Origin of the sequence: Caenibius sp. WL, assembly GCF_019803445.1 — a bacterium.
Classification (GTDB): Bacteria; Pseudomonadota; Alphaproteobacteria; order Sphingomonadales; family Sphingomonadaceae; genus Caenibius.
In genome coordinates, this window is the sequence record NZ_CP081844.1 from 524,189 (window position 1) to 542,823 (window position 18,635).

Genomic DNA, 18,635 nt, shown 5'->3' on the forward strand with positions numbered 1-18,635 from the left:
GTTTTTGCGTATACGCAAAACCGGAACGAGCGGTGTTCCTATGAAGAACGTATGGGAGGTCTGGACCGCCGCTCTGACGCCAGCGGAATGCGATGCCATCGTCCAGCGGGCCGAGCTTTATCCCGAGGCGGAAGCGACGGTTGGCTTCTCCGAAACGCAGCGCAGCGATCTAGGTTATCGCACATCGACGATCCGTTGGCTTGATGCGGATCGCGAAACCGATATCGTCGGGCGCGTGATGTCGTTCGTGCGGCGATCGAACCGGGCGAATTTTGGCGTCGATATCGTTGCGCCGTTCGATATCCAGTTCACCGAATATCGCGCATCGAACAAAGGCCATTACGATTGGCATCAGGATGTGTGGCTGGAATCGCCCCGGCCTTATGACCGGAAATTGTCGGTGGTGGTGCAGCTTTCCTCGCCGGAAGACTATCAGGGCGGGCAATTCGAATTCTTCGGCCTGCAAAATCCCGGCGATGCGTTCACGCCGAGGGGGAGTTTGCTGATTTTCCCCTCCTACCTGCAGCATTGCGTGCGGCCGGTGACGGATGGCCACAGGCGAAGCCTGGTCACATGGGTGGAGGGGCCGCGCTGGCGGTGATCCGGTCTGGTAATGCGGCTCTCGCCGCGTGAACTCTGCGATGACGGAATTCGCTTCGCCCCGGAGCTTGCGCGGTCATCTTGCAAGTACACTATCCTGCTGCGGGTATGTCCGTCCTTATTGCGCGGTTCTTGCCGCAGGAACTACCAGACTTGGCCGGGCCTCGCCCTGTTTGAGCATGAGCCGTTGCTTTGGCGGTGCTCAGAACAGGGAGGGGGTTAGCGTATCGATGGGCGAAATGGCCCGCCGCCGATCATGCTGCGTGGTCTGTTCGAGCTGTTGGGTGAGATAGTCGATCAGCGGTTGTTCGAATTTGGGATTGATGGCGAGGAAATGGCGTCGCCGGTCCGTCTCGTCAGGAATCTTGAACAGGACACCATCACTCACCAGACGGCGGACAAGGCGTAGGGCCGTGCTCATCGGCGCGCCTGAAGCGATGCAGGCGCTGGACACCGAAACCTGGCGTTGTTCGATATTGGCGAGCAGGAGATCCAGCAGCATTTCCCATGCGGGATCGCCAAACAGCCCGCCGCCACCGATTTCACGCCGCTTGCTTTCTGTCTTGAGCAGTTCGCGGATAAATGGGGCCAGTTTGTGTTCGCTGTGGTGGCTTGGCTCCGGCGCGCACGGCCCGCCGCGAACCGCAGTTTCATCGTGGGGTGGAATAGCGGTGGATTGTGCGCCTTGGCCCATCAATTGCGAGAGACGCTGCAATTCCATGCTGAGGCTGGACATCTTGTCGAGCAGCATATCCTGTATCGTGGGCGTTTCGTGCAGGGCGCTGATGCGTTGCAGGGCCTGTTCGAGATCGGCGGCCAGGATGGGCTTTTCGAGAATATCCACGGCCGAAGCTCGGAGCGCGTCGATCGCCATATCCTTGGTGGCGTAACCGGTGGCGAGGATGAAGTTCAACCGCCGCCCTTGCGCCTCGGCCGTCTGGGAAAGATCCTGGATCAGCGAGATCCCGTCCTGCCCGGGCAGGTTGTAATCGACGATGGCGATGGCAATGTCATAAGACAGGAAAAGGTCGAGAGCGGTTTCCGCGTTCTGCGCCAGAAAGGGCTGATAGCCCAGCACTTGCAGGCTGAACGCGCATTCGTTGCCCCAATCTGCGTCATCGTCGATGATCAGCACCGGTTCGCGCTTGCGCGGCGTGACGGCACCTTCCGTGTCGCTGCCTGTCTCCTGCGCGGAAAATGCCTGATTGGGATTGAGAATGGCTCCGAGCCTCATTCGCCAGTTGCTTGCCATGGAACACATTTCAAGGAACCTCAGAGTAACGCAAATTTAGATCGTGAACAGAGATTGCTGTAGATTGAGCGATAAAATCGCTAGCGCCGCGATTACGGAGAAATCGGGCCGGCGGGTCAGCGGCCGGAACTGCCCGATGGCCCCCACGGTGAACAGCGCGGCAAAAGTCAGCAACAGCATGGCGAACGTGCCGCCAATGCCCAGCCAAGCGGCACCGGCGGCCAGCAGCTTGATATGCCCGCCGGTGAGAAGCTGGAACTGCAATGTCAGGCGCAGCAGCGTTACCCCCGCAGCCACGACGGCGAGGCAGATGAGGCAGGCCGCAGCGGCCCACAGCGCGGAACCGAGGCCGCCGCCGATGCCCGATGCCAGGATACCCCCGACCGCCAGCAAGGCATAGACGAGATCGGGCACCCGGCGGCCCTCCCATGGCAGGACGACGATCGGCAACAGCAGCACGATCAGCATGGCAAGAGCAAGGAAGCCGAAACCGGTCATTCAATAACTCCCGTTGGTGACTTTCACGGTGGAAGAAATCGTCGAGGAAGGCAGCGGCACGAACCCGGCATAATTCATGATCGGGCTGTTGCTGATGTCGTATGAGACCGTGACGGTAAAAACATCGCTATCGCCCGATGCGGTGATTGTCGGGCTTGTGCCCACACCCAGCAGGGAACCATAAGCGGCAGCGACTTCCCCGGCGCGCTCGGTTGCCAACTCTGCCCGCTCCGGTCCCGAGAGAGCCTGCAACGAGGCCCGTGCCCCTTCGGATGCGGCCTCCCGCACACCGAACTGCGTGCTGAAGTAGAGCGAATAGATCACGATGGCGAAAGCGAGCATCAGCAGCGCCGGAGCCAGCAAGGCAAACTCCAGCGCTGCAAGGCCGCGCTCGCATTTCAGCATATGCCGTAGGCGCCTAGCTGATGGGAGCACGGCTGTTACCTAGGCACCGGTGCTGCCGTTCTGTGCATTCGTTACGTTGGTAAACAGATTTCCGAACGCATCATCCAGCCCGTCTGTAAAAGTAGTTGAGAGTGCCGCGATACCGATCACGATGATCCCACCGAGAACGGCATACTCGACTGCCGTCAGGCCTCTTTCGTCCTGCCTGATGGCTTTGCAGAGCTTGCGGATATATCCAATCATCTTGCTTCTCCTTGGTTTTTCTCTCCCTCCCATTTGGTCGGCGGATCAGGCGGGAGGGTCCCCGGTCCGCTTGGAAAGTCCTAAACCAGCACTGGCACTCCGCACCGTGCGCCGGTGGCCCAGATCGTGGCACTGCCGAGCTGGACGCCGAGCGCCGAGAGGACATTGTTGAGCAAAGGGTCGACAACTGTGCCGACGAGGTTCGTCACCGGCGTGACGAGGGCGGGCAGCACAGTGTTGCGCACTGTCGATTGCGCGGCGGAGCAGACTATCGGCAAGCAGAGGTTGAGGACTTTGATTTCCAGCCCATCGGATCGCAGGAGGCCGGTGACAAGCCCGCTGACAGTTTGGCCAATCGCAACCTCATTTCCGATTTGTTGCGGGGCGCCCGGCACTCCCGGACCGCCGATTACGGGGCCGAAAGTCATTGAGGCGCTTTGCGGTGCCCCGCCGGTGACCGGTCGGGCAATCACACGGCCTTTGACGTCTACCGCCGATACAAGCCCAGCCAGTAGGGAAACATTGGCGATAGTGGCCTGCTGGAAATCATTGGCGCCGATCGGTGGCAGAGTCTTGGTCATCGTGGCGACAGAAGTGTCGCCAATATAGCCGTTCACCACGCTTGACGTGGCCTGTACCGCAACCGTGGTATTGTTCGCCTGATCGTTTGTGCCATTGCAGATGATCCCTGTGACCGTGGCTTGCGCCGCTGCGACATCGAGAACGATCGGCAGGTGCACATTGACCGAGGCCACCAGTGGGACGACGACGGGAAGATCGATCTGTATCAGCACGCGAAGCGCCGAGTTGTATGCCGTCACGTCCCCGGCAGGGCCGAAAGAATAACGAGGACGCCCATCATCGCTGCTCGAAACCAACCCGATCTTGAGCACGCTGGCGTTGGCCACAGGCACGAGGAGGTTAACCGCGTCGGAAAGATCGATGGTCGTCGGTCCCGCCTGCACGGCATATGTGATCAGTTGGTAAGCGTTCATCCCGGCCCGCAAGGCGGGTTTGGCCTCGGCTTCGCCCACCGGCATGTTTTTCCAGACACCGAGGCCGAAAAGGCTGGTGAAGGGGACTTTGTAAGTATTGCTCACCTGCCCGGCGAAAAGCCGTAGCGCGTTGGCGGCATTGGTGTTGCCGGCATAATCGGCTGCATCGGCAGCGGCGGTGGCAATATCCTTTATGCCGTGCTGGGCATTCATTAACTCGCCATATGTGCCGGTGAAGTTTTCCAGTTCGGCCAGTTTGTCGAAGAACACTCCCGCATCGACATTGCCTTGCATCAGCGCCTTAACATCATTCTTGCCAAGCGAGATCGGCGTGCCGAGCAGTGAGGTAAGAAGCTTGTTCACCGTTATGACGAGCGGATCGGTGACGGGATCGAGCAAGGGGGAAACGACTTTGGAAAGAATATCCGAAGTAATGCCGATACCGGCCTCATCGATCCGAGCCGCGGTGGCGGTGGCAGCAAGATCGGGGATTGGATTGCTGCTGCCCAGAACACCGGTCAGGAAGCGGCGGCTCGGCATGCTGGCGGTGATGCGCACGGCATCGACATCGCTATTGCCGAAGCGGCTCTCGCCCGGACAGCCGTCAGGTTGGAAACGCTGATCCGGATCGTTGTTGGCACAGTAGTGCCCAACCTGCACCGATTCCACCACCGAGGCATTGTAGCCTTGCCGGGTGAGATAGGTGATGGCGCGGTTTTGTGCATCGGCTGGATTCTGAGCGGCCGCCAGCGCGGCGGCTTCGGTCGCGCTGCGCAGATCGCGGTTTCCGGCAATGTAGAGAGTGACGTCCAGCGCCAGCCCCGCCGCCAATATCAGCGACATCCCGAGCACGGCCACCATTGGGGCGATGGCCGCGTCGGTATCGTGCGCCAGTTCATGCATTCGGCGCGGGCGCCAGCGGGTAATGCTCTCCGCAAGGCGATGCAGACGGCGCTTCCGGGAGAGCGGTGTTCGCATCACGGCGTCTCCTGCACGGGGCGTTCTTGCAGCGCGGCGAGGCGCAGCGATTGTTCGGTAATTTGGCCCCGCAGCCGCTCCCGCGCCTGTGGGTCACGGATGGCGCGCAGGCGCGTGCCGGCTTCGGCGGTGCGCCCGGCCATAGTCAGGGCCAACAACAGGTTGTTGCGCACCACCGCATCGCGCGGGGCGAGATCGGCCGCCCTTTTCAGCGTTTCGACAGCGGCATCTGCCTGCCCGGCGCGCAACTGGGCATAGCCCATGGCGTTGATCGTCAGCGGATCGGCAGGATTGGCCCGCAACGCATCCTGGTAATGGGCAATGGCTGCACCCCATTGCTGGCGGGCGGTCTGCACATGGCCGCGGATCAGGCTGACTTTGCCCGTGCGGTCGTTATCGGGCAGCTGGTCCGCGAGAGTCGCCGCGTAATCGGTCTGGCCCAGATCGAGCAGACAGTTGATCCGCAGAATGCGGGCATCGAGTTCGCCGGGATACTGCCGTTCGAAATCGTCGAGATAGGCAAGAGCTGCGCGGGCCCGCCCATCGGTGCGGGCCTGATGGATCAGCATCAGATAGAGCGCTTTGGTCGATCCGGCGATCTGCGGTTCCTTGCCCGAACGGGCAACGGCAGGCGCCGCGGGCAGCGCCAGAGCGGCGCACAGGGCAGCCAGCAGGGGCAGGGTGCGGGCCTTCATGGCTTCGTGCCCATCAAAGTGTCGAAAATCGCGGCCACCGGCGGCCCGGCCAGTACGATGAACAGTGCGGGCATGAAGAACACCAGCATCAGCACCACCATGCGAACGGTAATCTTGCCGATCGCTTCGCGGGCGCGAGCGATGCGGCGGTGCGAAAATTCGACGATGAATTCGCGCAGGGCCGGGATCAGTTCCATCCCCTGGAACAGCGATTGCCGGAACAGCCCGGCGATTTCCTTTGCCCCGTTGACGCCGACACGCGCGGCCCAGCGGTCAAACGCGGTTTGATAATCCTGACCCCGGTCGAGATCGTCGACCAGCATCGCGATCAGTGGTGCATGATGCGGGATGGCGGTCTGTTCCTCGCGTGCGATGGAGCGGAAACACTGGTCGAGCGAGACCCCGCTTTCCAGCATCATCAGCATCAGATCGAGCAGGAACGGGAATTCCGCCGTCAGCGTGCGCTCGCGCTCGGCCGCGCGCCATTTGAGCAGATATTTCGGGCCGATATAGGCCAGCCAGGTCGACGTGAGGATGGCCAGCCAGTGATGGAACGGATCGCCCGCAGCGAGGAACGAACCAAGCATGCCGAGGCATGCTACCACCAATGCGAGCACTAGGCGTAGTTTGACGAACTGATCCACGGCGCTGGCGTCAAAATAACCGGCGCTTTTCAGCTTTTGCTCGATTTCTTCCCGGTCGCGCCCGCGCGCCGCGAAAATGCGTGGCAACTGCCATTGTCCGGGCTTGTCGTTGTGCGGCCGGGTTTGCGTTTCGAAGGCGATGCGTTCGCCGAGCTGCCGGTCGGCCAGTAGCAAGCGAATGCCAATCGCCACCAGCAGCAGGCTTGCCGCAGCCAGCACGAAAAACAGAGTGGAGGCCAGCGCGCCCATCAGAAATTCAACCTCATCAGGCGGCGCAGCACCAATATGCCGCACCCCTGCAGGATCAGCGCAACCACGATCTGTGTCTGTCCGCGCGGATCTTGGATGAAGAATGTGATATAGGCTGGGTTCAACGCCACCAGCATCACCATGGCGAGCATGGGCATCGCGATCAGCACGCGGGAACTGACTTTGGCTTCCGATGTCGCGGCGGCCAGTTCGCGCTTGATGTTCTGCCGGTCGCGTAAGATCTGCGCGAGATTGCGCAGGACCGTGCTGAGCGAGCCGCCGAAGCGCAGATTGGTGCGGATTGCCGCCGCCAGCATCGAGATTTCCGGGATACGCAGACGCTCGGCGAACTGCTGCATCGTATCGCCCACCGGCGCGCCCATTTCGAGCCGGCGCGCAATCGGGGCAAAATAGCTCTGCACCGCATCCGGCGCGTCGACCAAGGCCCGTTCGAGCGCTTGCGAGAGCGAATTTCCCACAGCCTGTAGTTGCCGCACGCTGTCGATATAGTGGGGCAGGGCGGCAATCAGCGCATCGGTCCGTTTGCGCGCGCGGTGGCGCAGCGCGGCCAGCGCCAGCATTGGCAGCACGGCGATCAGCGCCAATGTGATCACCGGCCCGGCCAGGAGCAGCAAGAGCAGAGCCAGCGCGACGGCGACCCCGCCCAGCATGCGCAGCGTGGGCGTGGTGATTTCGACCTGTGCTTGGGCCAGCAACGGGGCGAACATGCCCGGCACCGAAACCGGCACGGCCTGGCGCACCGTGCGGCCGCCGGAGACCACGATCGCCGAAACCCGCCGGTCGATCTCCGCCATGTCGCGGGCGCGTTCATTGAACAGGTAAAAGGCGATAGCGCCCGACAGCAGTATGGCAAGGATCAGATAGGCGGCACCCCCGATCATGCGCGGCCTCCAAGAGAGACAGAGGGCGGTGTGTAATCCTGCAACCGCGCGAGGTGGTAGGGGCGGGGGGAAAGCACGCGAAATTCGCCCAGACCCGACATCGGGGGCTGTTCGTCGAAGCGGAACAGCTCGTTCAAAGTGTAGGTTTCGCCTTCGATCCCGGTGACTTCGGTGACCGATGTCACCCGGCGGCTGCCGTTGCTGAGCCGCTGGATATTGACGATCACGTGAATGCTGTTGGCGATGAACCGGCGGATCGCGCGCATGTCCATCTGCTGCCCGGCGAAGCCCAGCAGCATTTCCAGCCGGGACAGTGCATCGCGCGGCGAATTGCCGTGCAGCGTGGCCATCGATCCGTCATGCCCGGTGGACATCGCCTGGAGCATCTCCACCGCTTCCACCCCGCGCACTTCGCCCAGGATGATGCGGTCGGGCCGCATACGCAGCGCGTTGCGCACCAGATCGCGCGAACTGATCTCGCGGTTGCCGTCGACATTGGGCGGGCGCGTTTCGAGGCGGACGACGTGATCCTGCCGCAATTGCAGTTCCGCCGCGTCTTCGATGGTGACGAGACGCTCGCGGTTGCTGATGCAGCTCGACAGGACGTTGAGCAGCGTGGACTTGCCCGCGCCGGTGCCGCCGCAGATCAGAATATTGAGCCGCGAACGCACTGCTGCGCCAAGATAGGCGGCCATGGGTTGGCTCATCGTCTGGCCGCTGACGCAATCTTCCATGCTCAGCGCCTGGAGGCGGAACTTGCGGATCGAAACCAGCGGGCCATCGAGCGCGATCGGAGGGATGACGATGTTGACGCGCGACCCGTCGGGCAGGCGCGCATCGACATAGGGCGTTGCTTCATCCACGCGGCGGCCGATCGGACCGACGATCCGTTGGATGATGTGCATCAGATGGGTGTCGTCGCGGAAGCGGGTGTCGATCCGCTCCAATAGGCCGCCCCGTTCGGCATAGACGGTGTTGGCTCCGTTGACGATGATATCGTCGATCGTCGGATCGCGCAGCAACGGGGCCAACGGGCCGAGGCCGATGACTTCGTCCTCCACATCCTCGATCAGCAGCAGTCGCTCTGCGCTGTTCAGCGCCAGTTGCCCACGGCGGCTGCGGCTGTTGATGACCTGTTCGATTTCCTGGCGGAGCGTGCGCTGATCGAGCGTTTCGACCGTGATGCCCTGCGTTTCGAGATGTTCGATCACCTGCTGGCAGGTCATCGCTTTGACCGACTGGTAACTGTCGCTCATCCGTTGCGCCGAAGGCTGCGCGACCGGGGCCTTGCGCCGGTCCTGTGCGCTTTCGCCGTAAAGGCCTTCGGAAGTGAGGAGGCTCATCCGGTCCGCTCCACCGACCGTTGCAGCATGCGCCGCATGCTGTCGAAGCGGGGCATCAGGCTTTTTCGCGATACGGCGATGCCGCAGATTCGCTGGATTGCCTGCGTATAGGGCCCATTGTTCCGTTGCATCGCCAGCGGACGGCCCGCGTTGAGCGCGTTGCGCATCCGCACCCGGTCGGTCGGCACGGGCAGCACGGCTTCTATACCCAGCGCGTCGGCCATGCGGCGGCCATCGAGAAGAATGCCGGAATCATGGTCCCAGACCAGCAGGCGCAGGCGCCCGGCGCTGGCCGTGTCGAGCACGATCCGGTCGAGCAGCCGCCGTGCGGCGTCCAGTTCGCGGATCGACTGGCTGCACACGATTTCGATCGCGTACGCCTGCGAGGCGAGTTCGCGCAGCAGCCCGGCGTTCCGCAGGCTGCCCGCGCAAAGCACGACATTGTCATAACAGGCGCGCAACAACTGGATCAGGCCGACGATATCGTTGGGGGACAGTCCCACCGGTTCGGATGCAGTGCCGCCGTCGAGTGTCAGCAGCGCCAGCCCGCTTGCCTCATGCCGGACAAGCGCATCGGCCAGCAGGCTGGTATCCAGCCGGTCGAGATCGGCCACGGCCGAAGCGATGCCGTAATCGGCCTTGAGATCGAGATAAGCCTCTGCCGTGCTTGACGGCAAAGTGCAGTCGATCAGCAGCGTCGGTGTCTGGTTCAGGCTGTGGCTGACGGCGATGTCGGTGGCGAGAATGGCCGCCGCTTCGCAATCCGCCCCGAGGACAATGGTCAGTCGTCCGGGCAGCCCCTGAGTGGCGAGAGCGTTGTTGAGCAGGCGGGAGAGGATACCCGCAATTTCGGCCCCTTCGCCCCCGCGCGGGATGACATCGGTGGCCCCCGCCCGAACGGCCGCCAGGACCTGACCGGCGTTCATGTCATCGGTCGCCAGCACGATCGCGCGGCCCGCCGCCGCCGCCGCCACGGTGGCGATGGCGGATGCGAGCGAGCGTTCGGCGGGGACCGCGGCATGATCGATCACGATGATGCCGGGCCCCTCCAGGCCGATTGCGTCGAGCGATTGCACCATGTCCACAGTGATCCGCTCGCCCATGGCAGCGCTCAGGCGCTGGGTCAGCGTGCGGTCGATGGAAAGGAGATGGATGGCCGGCATGTCAGCGCCTCACCACGCCGAACAGCGCTTCATCGCTTTGCTTCACGCTGTCGTTGCCCACGACCATTTCCCCGAATGTCGGCACGATATCCGCATTGGCGCCGGGCAGGGGCGGCACGTCATCGGGATGCAGCGGATCGACCAGCCGGGGCGTGGCGACGATAATGAGTTCCTGCCGTTCCTTCTGGTTCTGCTGGCGCTTGAAGAAAGCGCCGATGATCGGGATATCGCCCAGCAGCGGCAGCTTGTCCTTGGTGACCGAACTCATGCTGTAATTGAGCCCCGCGATCACGAAGCTCTGCCCGCTGCCCAGTTCCACGGTGGTTTCGGCAGAGCGGCGGCGGATGCCGGGGACGACGTAGCCCTGAAGCTGCACCCCGTTGCCATAGTCCAGTTCGCTGACCTCGGGCGCCAGCCTGAGGATGATGTTGTCGCGCGACAGCACGACCGGCGTGACCTTGAGCTTGACGCCGAATTCCTTGTAATCGATCGAAATCGTATTGCCGCCCGTGCCGTTCCCGCTCGGAACCGGCACCGGGAATTCTCCGCCTGCCAGGAATTCGGCCGTTTCACCCGAACGGACCAGCAATGTCGGCTGGGCAAGCAATTGCGACAGGCCGTTAGATGACAGTGCGCTCAGCACCGCGCCGATCCCGCGCTTGGGCGCGGACAGGAACAGGTTGAACGCGCTCTGGATCGGGGCCGAGGTATCGAGTGTCAGCCCGCCCGATCCGAAACTTGCGCTGTTGAGCGTGCTGGGCGAGACAACCGCCCCCTGCAGATCGCCGCTCAGCTTGGAGAAATTGAAACCCAGCGCTTTCAGCGTGGAGGAGGAGACGGCGGCGAACTGAACATCGACCGCCACCACTTTCTCGCCCGCTCCGGCAAAGCCTGCGCCGCCGCCCGCGAAGCCGGTGGGCATTACCCGGATCTGTGCTTCGCCCATCAGCGCACCGTCAGTGGCATAGACGGTCAGCGTGGCCATGCCTTGCCCGGTGCCGGTGATGCGGAGCGACCGTGCGGTGGGCGCGCTGACACCGATCACATTTTGCCGGTCCACTTCCACCCGGCCGATGGCGCGGGGATAGGAAAGCGTGCGCCGTTCGTTGACTTGCAGCGTCTGCTGCTGGCGTTCCTGCGCGGCGGCGGTTGCCGGGGCGAGGACCAGAGGGGCAGTGCAGGAAAGCAGGCACGTGGCGATCAGGGCTTTCAACGCGAACCACTCCCGGAATAGATGACATCCTGCTGGCCGCCCACGACCAGTTCGATCGCATGGGGCCGGGGTTGCGGCCTCGGGGTTTGCGGAGACAGGGCGGGGGCCACCGCGACAGCGGTGGGCACGGCAACCGGCTGCGGTGCCAGCGGGATCGGCCCGGAGGATACCGCACGGGCTACGGCCACTTGCGCATCGTCATCCGGGTTGCGCAGCGATAGGTAGAGCGCGCCCGTGCTTTTCGCGAGCGAGAGCGTGGAAACCTGCTCGGGCGATAGCGCCAGCGTGACCGTGCGGGCGGGTTGTGGCGGGGCCGATGTCTGGCCCGCCACGCCGCCGGCGGGCGGCGTGCCCACTACCAGATCGCCCACGGCCAACACACTGACCATCTGCAGCAGCGTCACTGCCTGACTGCGCCCAGTGCCGCGCGCGCCGCTGATCGCGTCCGCGCCGGGATAGACCACCTGTACATCGACCTTGTCGCCTGGCCGGACCAGCCCGGCCACCGCGATTTCGGAATTGGTATCGATACTGATCGCGCGCATGCCGCGCGGTACGCGGATGGCCAGCTTGGTTTCCTGCGCCAGCGCGGTGCGGGGGATCAGCGAATTGGCTGGAAGATCGCGCATCGCCACTTTGCCGATAATTTCCGCCGGAATGGCAGCATCGGGATAGCGCGCGGGATCGAGCGTGGCATTGCGGATCATATCGGCGGTAATCGTCTCGCCCACGCTGATCGGGCGCGTGGTCGCGGCTAGCAACACCTGCGGCGTATCCTGCTTGCGATAGAGCGGGGCTTCCTTGCCCTGCGCGGGCGGTGGAACGCGGCCCAGTTCGCGGATGCCCAGAACGGCGAAACCGCAGGCGGCGGCCAATCCAACGCCAATTGTCAGCTTCGCTTTCGCCCCCAGGCGCATGCTACCCCCTCAATAGCGTCTTGCGCTTACGCAACCGGTTAAATCCCCTCGGTCGCCTTTATTGATCGAAATCAAAGACGCCTTGCGTATCAGAAGGATATCAGCAGCATTGACCCGGTCTGCATGAGAAACAGCCGATGCGACCACATCGGTGGCAAACCGGGCAGAGGGGAAGGCCGCTGTGAAACGTTTTAGTATACCGTTCATAACCGCAGGCGGCGGACAATCGGGCCATCGAAGAAATCAGCGGCAAAAGGATAAAGACGCAACTTATATCCGGATCGGTTATTTTATGCGCGGCGTATGGGCTGCGATGAGCCGGGGCGCTGCCTCGACGAAGCGTTCTTTGCGGGATTGGGATGGCCTTTGCCGTACCGGGCTTTCGCGGGCGATGGCGGCCTATGACCATTCTATAGACAAACGGGCCTTCCCCCGGTGACCAGCGGGCCGGCCGATCGCGCGATGGGGCGCGGCGGGGGTGCGGCAGGGCTTTGCCCCCGCGTGGTGGCGCTGTGCGTGCTTATGCTCGGCCTCATCGCAGGGATGGCCCCGGCGGCGGCGATTCCCGGCGCGGCGGGAGCAGGTGTCCTTCTCGCCTTGGGGCGACGCAGGCTCGCTCTCGCGGCTGGGCTGGGAATACTGCCCGCGCTCTATTTCTGGCCGCAGACATGGACTGCGGCGGGCTATTGGGTGCTGCTCGCTCTGCTGGCCATGGCGGCCTTGCTGTCTCGACACCCTGCCATGCTTTTCCCGCGCCTGCCCACTGCGGCCCTGGCTATGGGCCTGATTGCGGCTGCGGCGGGAATGTGTCTTGCCCTGTTATACCAAGGACCGTGGCTGGCCCCGGCGGTGGTGATAGCATCCCTGTGCGCGGCTGGCGCGGGGGCGGGATGGCTCTATCACAGCAGGCGCGGGATTGCCGTCTCCGATGGCGCGGGCGCAGACGATCTGGAAGCGCTCACGCGTGATCTGCTGCTGGGCAGAATGACCGTCGGCATGGTTCACGATCTGGCCCAGCCGCTCAACGTCATCGTTATGGCCGCGGGTAATCTCGGCTACCTCATCGAGCGGGCGGGGATTGATGCCGACAGCCGGAAGCAGCTTCTGGACCGAAGCGTGCGCATTTCGTCCCAGACGGAAGGGGCGGCTGCGATTCTCGCCCTGTTCCGCCATTTCGGGCGTGAGCGGCAGGAAGATGGGCGCACGATCAGGAGCGCACTCGAACGGGCGATTGCCGCCACCCGCTCCACCCACCGTCATCCGGGCATCACGATAGAGCTGACCGGTGAAGCGCTCGATTATCCGGTCCATCGCTTCCATGACCGGCTGGAAATGATCGTGGCCGCGGCGTTGCTGGGCGGCTTTGGTGCCTATCTGCCACCCGATGGAAAGAAACGTGACGGCACGCTGATCCTGCGCGCGGTGCCTCAGAGCGGCGGGGTGGAGATCGTTCTGGTCTGCGCTGACGAAATGGGTGAACCGATCATGGGGTATGGGCTGGACCCCACAATGCATGGGCTGGTAAAACGGCTTGCGAATGGTGCGGGCGGACAGTTCCACGGCCCATCGTCCGGCGATCCCTTCTCGCAATTCACCATCAGGCTAACGCGCGGCATTGTCTGATGCGCTGCCGCACAACGGCAAAGTGATTTCACAACGCGCGCCGTCCACCTCGCCCCGGAGCAGGCGGATGGTGCCGCCCGCCCGACGGGCAAGATCGTGGCAGATGCACAGGCCCAGCCCGGTTCCCGCGTCCCCTTTGGTGGTGAAGAACGGCAGCGGGGGCCGCTCCGTGAGTTGAGGGACAGGCCCGACACCGTTATCCGTCACCACGCAGCATACTGTTTGCGGATCGAGAGAGAAGACAGCTTCTATCCGCCCTTGGCCCTGCCAGCCTTGTTCGCGCCGGGCCGCAATGCTTTCCGCAGCGTTGCGCAGGACGTTGACGAAAATCTGCTCGATCTCAACCGGGCCAAGGTCCACCGGTGTCGCTGCACCCGCAGGCTGCCGGGTGAAGCAGATATCGTGTTCGGCGAACAGCGGGGCGAGCATGGCGGAGGCGTTATACAGCGCCTGTTCCATCCCGGCCGGCTCCGGCTTGGCCGCTTTGCCTTTCGCATGATCGAGCGCTTGGGTAATCAGCGTTTGCGCCCGTTGAACCTGTTCCCCGATCTGGCCCAGGGCGCGCTGTATCGGCGTGGGTGAGGTTTCGGACCTGTTCAGCATCAGGCGCAGATTTTCGTGCGCCATGGCGATGGTGAACAGCGGTTGCCGCAGTTCGTGGCTGAGCATTGCCAGCGCATCCATCGAGAAGCCGACCGTTCGCGGACACACCGCCGCGATCTGGCCGGTATGCCAGGAAAGACCGCCACGGCATGTCTGCAAGATGACCACCAGCGTTGCACCCTCGTCGCAACCGGTATGCAACTGGGCCGAAACTTGACTGCGCCCGGCCAGCGCCGCGAACTGGCGGTGATCGTCCGGATGCACGGTGAGGAAAGTGGGCGTTTGCGCGTGCCCGGCATCGGCGCGGGTGAAGACCAAGCGGCCCGTATCGTGATCGAACCGGATATCGCGCAGGAGTGCGATGTTCCCGCTATTCCCCAGTTCGCGTTCCAGATCGGACACTGTGCCCGATCCGCCGGGTGGGGGGCAAATGGCCGCATACAGGTCTTCAGGATTGGACATTGTCCCCGATCGATTGGCTATCCCTGTCGTTCTGTCAGGCGGTTATGCCAAGTTTCTCCGCCGGGGCCAATCGTGCAGCCTCATGCCGCCAGCAGCTCGCGGAAATGCGCGACAAGATCCTGTGGGCTGACCGGCTTGGCCAGGATGGAATGCGGGAGATCGGCGGGCAGTGTGCCGGCTTGCGCCGGGCTGCCGGTGATGAAGGCATAGTGCAGGGCCCTGTCGCGCAGAGCGGCGCGGGCCAGGATACGATAGACGATATCGAGCCCCGATTCCCCATCCAGCCAGATGTCGCAGGCGATGATGCGCACCGCCGGTTCGCGTTCCAGTATCGCGACCGCCTCGGTCAGCGTACCGGCACCGGCTGCCGGGATACCTTGCAGGGTGAGAAGCGTGGTCAATTCCTCCACGATCGCGGCCATGTCGTCGATGACGAGAACCTGCGGGCCACTTTCTTTCGTGGCTTCATTCATGGTCGATACCTTTCCGGCCATCGGTGCGCCTGCCATCGCATGGGGCGGCGAAAAATAGCTGGAGGCGGCCCCCGGGTCTGGGCCACCTCCAGCGGCCCGCTCCTTTGCAGAAGACGGACCAAAATATGCGGTCCGGTGTTGTGGGGGGCTACCCGCACCGGACCGCATATCCATTTGGTTGATTACTTCTTGCCGCCGAGGAGGCCTCCGAGCAGCCCGCCATTGGAACCGCCGCCGGTACCGCCGGTGACACCACCCAGCACCCCATCGACCACGCCGGTAACCGGAGCGAGGATGTTGCCGCCGCCGGTCGTCCCGCCGAGCACGCCGTCGACCACGCCCGTCACCGGGGCAAGAATGTTGCCCGCGCCGCCGCCGGTGCCGCCGGTGACGCCGCCCAGCACCCCATCGACCACACCGGTGACCGGAGCGAGGATGTTGCCACCGCCGGTCGTCCCGCCGAGTACACCATCGACCACGCCAGTAACCGGGGCGAGGATGTTACCGCCGCCCGTGGTGCCGCCGAGCAGGCCATCGACCACGCCCGTCACCGGAGCGAGAACCGATCCCGCGCCGCCGGTGCCACCGCCGCCGATGCCGCCGGCCACACCGCCGAGAGCGGAATTGACCGCGCCAAGCGCCGGGCTGGTCAGGCTGTCCACCGCACCGGTGACCGGGGCGAGGATCGGAGCGACGGTATCAGTCAACTGATTGACCGCGCCGCCGACCTGCGGCCCGAGCAGCGAGCCCGCCAGATTGCCGACCGGCTGCAGGCCCGCCGCAACCCCATCGGCCGTGGTCGGCAGGTCAAGGCCCACGACTTTGCCGCCCGACAGCACATCGGCAGTCACCAGTTGCCCGGTCGCGGCGCCATTGCCGTTGTTCAGCAGATTGACCCCGGCCAATGTGTCGCCGGTGCTGGGGCCGGTGAGGAGATTACCCCCGGCATCGACACCCAGCAGCGGACCGTTGAACGTCGGCGCAGAGCCGTCCCCGCCGCCCGGCAGGCTGCCGGTCAGGCCATCGACCAGTCCGCCGAGCTGACCCGTCACCGGGGCGAGCACGCCGTTCTGGCCGACCACCGGGCCGAGCACACCGTTGACCGTGCCGAGCACCGGCGCAGTCACCTGATCGACCACCGTGGTCACCGCGGCCACCGTCGGGGCGAGACCGTCGGTGAGTTGCGTCACCGCACTGCCTGCCTGATCGCCAAGGAGCGATCCGGTGAGCGCACCGACCGGTGCCAGCGCGGCCTGGGTTCCCGCTGCCGTCTTGGGCAGCGTAACCTGGATGACTTTGCCGTCGCCGGTGAGGACATCGACGACGATCCCGTCGGTGCTGGTCGACGCCTGATCGGGCAGCACGTTGACATCCACCAGCGTGCCGGGGCCGCTCGGGCCGAGCACCGGATTGCCGCCGAGCGAAACGCCTGCCACAGGGCCGGTGTAGCTGCTCGGAGCGCCAGGTCCGGTCGGTCCACCGGGTCCGGTCGGTCCACCGGGTCCGGTCGGTCCACCGGGTCCGGTCGGTCCACCGGGTCCGGTCGGTCCACCGGGTCCAGTCGGTCCACCGGGTCCGGTCGGTCCACCGGGTCCGGTCGGTCCACCGGGTCCGGTCGGTCCACCGGGTCCAGTCGGTCCACCGGGTCCGGTCGGTCCACCGGGTCCGGTCGGTCCACCAGGTCCGGTCGGCCCACCAGGTCCAGTCGGCCCGCCGGGGCCGCTCGGATCAGTGGGTCCGCTCGGACCGGAAGGCCCGCTCGGGCCACTCGGCCCACTAGGACCAGACGGTGCGCCGCCGGCGCCCAGCTTCAGTCCGACACCGTCGGAACAGGCACCCAGCAGCAGTAAGGGAATCGCAGAAGCGCACAGCAGCAGCTTTCTGGCGGAACGGCTCGATTGATAACCCGGCATGTCCATTCTCCACACGTTAAGAACATGAGTGGAAGCATAGGCAGCAGGTGGCCACCGGGCGCGCCGAGAAGCAGCCGGGATGGCCCCATGCGGGTTGCTATGAAGAGGGTGAAAAACCGACCATGCGGAATGGCCTGCGGAAGGTACGCAAAAGGGGATGCCGCCATGCGCAAAAGCCGGGACGGGGCCGGAAAAGAGGGGTGGGACGACCGGAAAACCCCGGCTAATCCACGCAAACAGGGCGTTTCGGGGTTAGCGTCGATACGAGTGCGAAAACGAGGCAGGCTGAGAAATTGGAGGTGCAAACAGCACCCGATATGCGTTTGCGGAGCGGATTACGCACCGAGACTGCCCCGTCAACAGCCCTGTTGCCGGGAGTGAATCAGGCCGATTCGTCCGCAATCGCGGTGGCCATGGCCAGGTCGCGCTTTTCCTGAATGGTGGCGCGCAGGCGGATGAGCAGATCATCCAGATCGGTCTCTTCCGAAACCGTCAGTTCCACCGTCAGGCCATCGCGGCCGGGCCGGACCCGGCCGACCTTTTCGCCGCGTGACAGGATCGGCCATTCGCGGGCCGCCCGCGACCCTCCGGCAAGGCCCGCTTCCTTCAGTTGCATCAGCACGGTGGGGGTGGGGATCAAGCGCTCGCCACTTGCGGCCAGACGTTCCTGTTCGGCGCCGATCGCTTTCGCGGCGGCGAGCACCCGCTCCCGCTGGTCGGGCTTGCGGAGCAGCGGGGTCAGCACTTCGGAATGGCGGACGCGCAGTTCGTCGCGCGTGGAAAAGGCGTTGACGACCTCATCCGGCATCTGGGCGAGCGCGAGCAGGCGGCTCAACTGGCTGTTCGACAGATTGAGCGCTTCGGCCATGCGCGATTGCACCCCGCCATAAAAACGGTCGACCGCGTTCTGGTAGCTGCGCGCGCGGTCCAGTTCGGTGATGTCCTGCCGTTCGCGGTTTTCGATATCGGCGAGCCGGAAGGCTTCCTCGTCGCTCAGATCGACGATCAGGGCGTTGAGACGGATTTCGGGACGGCCGTTGTGGTTGAGCCAGTCGACCGCGAAGCGCCGCCTGCTGCCGACGAGCAGTTCGTAGGGATGATCGGCGCCCGGCGGGTTGATCCGCACCAGCACCGGGATGCGGTTGCCGTCTTCCTGCGCGATCGATTCGATCAGCGAACGGCAGGTTTCCGCCGAAAGGCCCGGAACGCCGCGGGGATTGCCGTCCCACACGCTGCAATCGCCGGGGCGGATCGAAATCGTATCGCGGGTGCGGGCCCCACCCTGAACGAATCCGGCCAGACGTTCGTCAAGGCGGGAAAGGTCCGCTCCGGCGGCGTGTGGCAGCTCAGGGCGCGGCTCGTAGGATAGAGTTGCCAGAATGTCCCGCACGAAACCTGCCATCGAATGCCCCTCTTTCTACCTTCGTGGCTTATACAGTTTTCCGGCGAGGCCGGACGGGAAAC

At 64.2% G+C, this 18,635-nt stretch carries 19 protein-coding genes; 2 read left to right on the forward strand and 17 right to left on the reverse strand.

The genetic code is table 11. The annotated features are described in order from the left end of the window. The first annotated feature begins 40 nt into the window (after positions 1 to 40). Positions 41 to 601: a 2OG-Fe(II) oxygenase gene (locus K5X80_RS02645; protein WP_222559311.1), complete on the forward strand. Its 561-nt coding sequence runs from the start codon at positions 41 to 43 to the stop codon at positions 599 to 601. Positions 602 to 802: 201 nt separating this feature from the next. On the opposite strand, the gene K5X80_RS02650 is transcribed toward K5X80_RS02645, so the two are convergent. From K5X80_RS02650 to K5X80_RS02710, 13 genes are all read right to left on the reverse strand, one after another. Further along, positions 803 to 1,834: a response regulator gene (locus K5X80_RS02650; protein WP_222559312.1), complete on the reverse strand. Its 1,032-nt coding sequence runs from the start codon at positions 1,832 to 1,834 to the stop codon at positions 803 to 805. A 54-nt stretch (positions 1,835 to 1,888) separates the two neighbouring features. Next, entirely contained in the window at positions 1,889 to 2,350 is a 462-nt protein-coding gene (locus tag K5X80_RS02655) for a hypothetical protein (RefSeq protein ID WP_222559313.1), read from the reverse strand. Continuing rightward, positions 2,351 to 2,755, reverse strand: a complete 405-nt coding sequence (locus tag K5X80_RS02660; RefSeq protein ID WP_222559314.1) for a TadE/TadG family type IV pilus assembly protein — start codon at positions 2,753 to 2,755, stop codon at positions 2,351 to 2,353. It abuts the gene before it with no gap. 39 nt (positions 2,756 to 2,794) lie between these two features. Then, positions 2,795 to 2,998 carry a Flp family type IVb pilin gene (locus K5X80_RS02665; RefSeq protein ID WP_222559315.1) on the reverse strand — a complete coding sequence of 68 codons (204 nt, stop codon included), beginning with the start codon at positions 2,996 to 2,998 and terminating at the stop codon, positions 2,795 to 2,797. An 80-nt stretch (positions 2,999 to 3,078) separates the two neighbouring features. After that, complete coding sequence (locus K5X80_RS02670; RefSeq protein WP_222559316.1) at positions 3,079 to 4,896, reverse strand: TadG family pilus assembly protein; 1,818 nt, start codon at positions 4,894 to 4,896, stop codon at positions 3,079 to 3,081. Positions 4,897 to 4,970: 74 nt separating this feature from the next. Next, positions 4,971 to 5,666 (reverse strand): tetratricopeptide repeat protein, encoded by a 696-nt coding sequence (locus tag K5X80_RS02675; protein WP_222559317.1) that lies wholly within the window; start codon positions 5,664 to 5,666, stop codon positions 4,971 to 4,973. Then, complete coding sequence (locus tag K5X80_RS02680; RefSeq protein ID WP_222559318.1) at positions 5,663 to 6,559, reverse strand: type II secretion system F family protein; 897 nt, start codon at positions 6,557 to 6,559, stop codon at positions 5,663 to 5,665. Before K5X80_RS02680 ends, K5X80_RS02675 begins: the two co-directional genes overlap by 4 nt. Continuing rightward, positions 6,559 to 7,461, reverse strand: a complete 903-nt coding sequence (locus K5X80_RS02685) for a type II secretion system F family protein (protein WP_222559319.1) — start codon at positions 7,459 to 7,461, stop codon at positions 6,559 to 6,561. Before K5X80_RS02685 ends, K5X80_RS02680 begins: the two co-directional genes overlap by 1 nt. Continuing rightward, positions 7,458 to 8,804, reverse strand: a complete 1,347-nt coding sequence (locus tag K5X80_RS02690) for a TadA family conjugal transfer-associated ATPase (RefSeq protein WP_261390604.1) — start codon at positions 8,802 to 8,804, stop codon at positions 7,458 to 7,460. Before K5X80_RS02690 ends, K5X80_RS02685 begins: the two co-directional genes overlap by 4 nt. Continuing rightward, on the reverse strand, positions 8,801 to 9,967 hold the full coding sequence (locus K5X80_RS02695; protein ID WP_222559320.1) for a CpaE/TadZ family protein: 1,167 nt from the start codon (positions 9,965 to 9,967) through the stop codon (positions 8,801 to 8,803). The genes K5X80_RS02690 and K5X80_RS02695 overlap by 4 nt, the downstream gene beginning before the upstream one ends. A gap of 1 nt (position 9,968) precedes the next feature. Then, entirely contained in the window at positions 9,969 to 11,180 is a 1,212-nt protein-coding gene (locus tag K5X80_RS02700) for a type II and III secretion system protein family protein (protein ID WP_222559321.1), read from the reverse strand. Next, positions 11,177 to 12,097, reverse strand: coding sequence for a Flp pilus assembly protein CpaB (cpaB, locus tag K5X80_RS02705; RefSeq protein WP_222559322.1), 921 nt, complete (start codon positions 12,095 to 12,097; stop codon positions 11,177 to 11,179). Before cpaB ends, K5X80_RS02700 begins: the two co-directional genes overlap by 4 nt. A 9-nt stretch (positions 12,098 to 12,106) precedes the next feature. After that, positions 12,107 to 12,304 carry a hypothetical protein gene (locus tag K5X80_RS02710; protein WP_222559323.1) on the reverse strand — a complete coding sequence of 66 codons (198 nt, stop codon included), beginning with the start codon at positions 12,302 to 12,304 and terminating at the stop codon, positions 12,107 to 12,109. Positions 12,305 to 12,532: 228 nt separating this feature from the next. Here K5X80_RS02710 and K5X80_RS02715 point away from each other — a divergent pair, with 228 nt between their 5' ends. Then, positions 12,533 to 13,720, forward strand: coding sequence for a hypothetical protein (locus tag K5X80_RS02715; RefSeq protein WP_222559324.1), 1,188 nt, complete (start codon positions 12,533 to 12,535; stop codon positions 13,718 to 13,720). Here K5X80_RS02715 and K5X80_RS02720 read toward each other — a convergent pair. From K5X80_RS02720 to K5X80_RS02735, 4 genes are all read right to left on the reverse strand, one after another. After that, positions 13,700 to 14,785, reverse strand: coding sequence for a sensor histidine kinase (locus K5X80_RS02720; protein ID WP_222559325.1), 1,086 nt, complete (start codon positions 14,783 to 14,785; stop codon positions 13,700 to 13,702). The two genes, K5X80_RS02715 and K5X80_RS02720, sit on opposite strands and share 21 nt — an antisense overlap. A gap of 80 nt (positions 14,786 to 14,865) precedes the next feature. Beyond that, positions 14,866 to 15,258, reverse strand: coding sequence for a response regulator (locus K5X80_RS02725; protein WP_222559326.1), 393 nt, complete (start codon positions 15,256 to 15,258; stop codon positions 14,866 to 14,868). Positions 15,259 to 15,440: 182 nt separating this feature from the next. Further along, the gene (locus tag K5X80_RS02730) at positions 15,441 to 16,694 is read right to left on the reverse strand and encodes a hypothetical protein (RefSeq protein ID WP_222559327.1); all 1,254 of its coding nucleotides are present in this window, start codon (positions 16,692 to 16,694) and stop codon (positions 15,441 to 15,443) included. An 859-nt stretch (positions 16,695 to 17,553) separates the two neighbouring features. Beyond that, positions 17,554 to 18,573: a ParB/RepB/Spo0J family partition protein gene (locus K5X80_RS02735; RefSeq protein ID WP_222559328.1), complete on the reverse strand. Its 1,020-nt coding sequence runs from the start codon at positions 18,571 to 18,573 to the stop codon at positions 17,554 to 17,556. Between the last annotated feature and the right edge of the window lie 62 nt (positions 18,574 to 18,635).

Excerpts from the sequence above, each read along its gene's own strand:
- K5X80_RS02645 (WP_222559311.1), top strand. The coding sequence starts at position 41 with ATGAAGAACGTATGGGAGGTCTGGACCGCCGCTCTGACGCCAGCGGAA.
- K5X80_RS02650 (WP_222559312.1), bottom strand. The coding sequence starts at position 1,834 with ATGAGGCTCGGAGCCATTCTCAATCCCAATCAGGCATTTTCCGCGCAG.
- K5X80_RS02655 (WP_222559313.1), bottom strand. The coding sequence starts at position 2,350 with ATGACCGGTTTCGGCTTCCTTGCTCTTGCCATGCTGATCGTGCTGCTG.
- K5X80_RS02660 (WP_222559314.1), bottom strand. The coding sequence starts at position 2,755 with ATGCTGAAATGCGAGCGCGGCCTTGCAGCGCTGGAGTTTGCCTTGCTG.
- K5X80_RS02665 (WP_222559315.1), bottom strand. The coding sequence starts at position 2,998 with ATGATTGGATATATCCGCAAGCTCTGCAAAGCCATCAGGCAGGACGAA.
- K5X80_RS02670 (WP_222559316.1), bottom strand. The coding sequence starts at position 4,896 with ATGCATGAACTGGCGCACGATACCGACGCGGCCATCGCCCCAATGGTG.
- K5X80_RS02675 (WP_222559317.1), bottom strand. The coding sequence starts at position 5,666 with ATGAAGGCCCGCACCCTGCCCCTGCTGGCTGCCCTGTGCGCCGCTCTG.
- K5X80_RS02680 (WP_222559318.1), bottom strand. The coding sequence starts at position 6,559 with ATGGGCGCGCTGGCCTCCACTCTGTTTTTCGTGCTGGCTGCGGCAAGC.
- K5X80_RS02685 (WP_222559319.1), bottom strand. The coding sequence starts at position 7,461 with ATGATCGGGGGTGCCGCCTATCTGATCCTTGCCATACTGCTGTCGGGC.
- K5X80_RS02690 (WP_261390604.1), bottom strand. The coding sequence starts at position 8,804 with ATGAGCCTCCTCACTTCCGAAGGCCTTTACGGCGAAAGCGCACAGGAC.
- K5X80_RS02695 (WP_222559320.1), bottom strand. The coding sequence starts at position 9,967 with ATGCCGGCCATCCATCTCCTTTCCATCGACCGCACGCTGACCCAGCGC.
- cpaB (WP_222559322.1), bottom strand. The coding sequence starts at position 12,097 with ATGCGCCTGGGGGCGAAAGCGAAGCTGACAATTGGCGTTGGATTGGCC.
- K5X80_RS02710 (WP_222559323.1), bottom strand. The coding sequence starts at position 12,304 with ATGAACGGTATACTAAAACGTTTCACAGCGGCCTTCCCCTCTGCCCGG.
- K5X80_RS02720 (WP_222559325.1), bottom strand. The coding sequence starts at position 14,785 with ATGTCCAATCCTGAAGACCTGTATGCGGCCATTTGCCCCCCACCCGGC.
- K5X80_RS02725 (WP_222559326.1), bottom strand. The coding sequence starts at position 15,258 with ATGAATGAAGCCACGAAAGAAAGTGGCCCGCAGGTTCTCGTCATCGAC.
- K5X80_RS02735 (WP_222559328.1), bottom strand. The coding sequence starts at position 18,573 with ATGGCAGGTTTCGTGCGGGACATTCTGGCAACTCTATCCTACGAGCCG.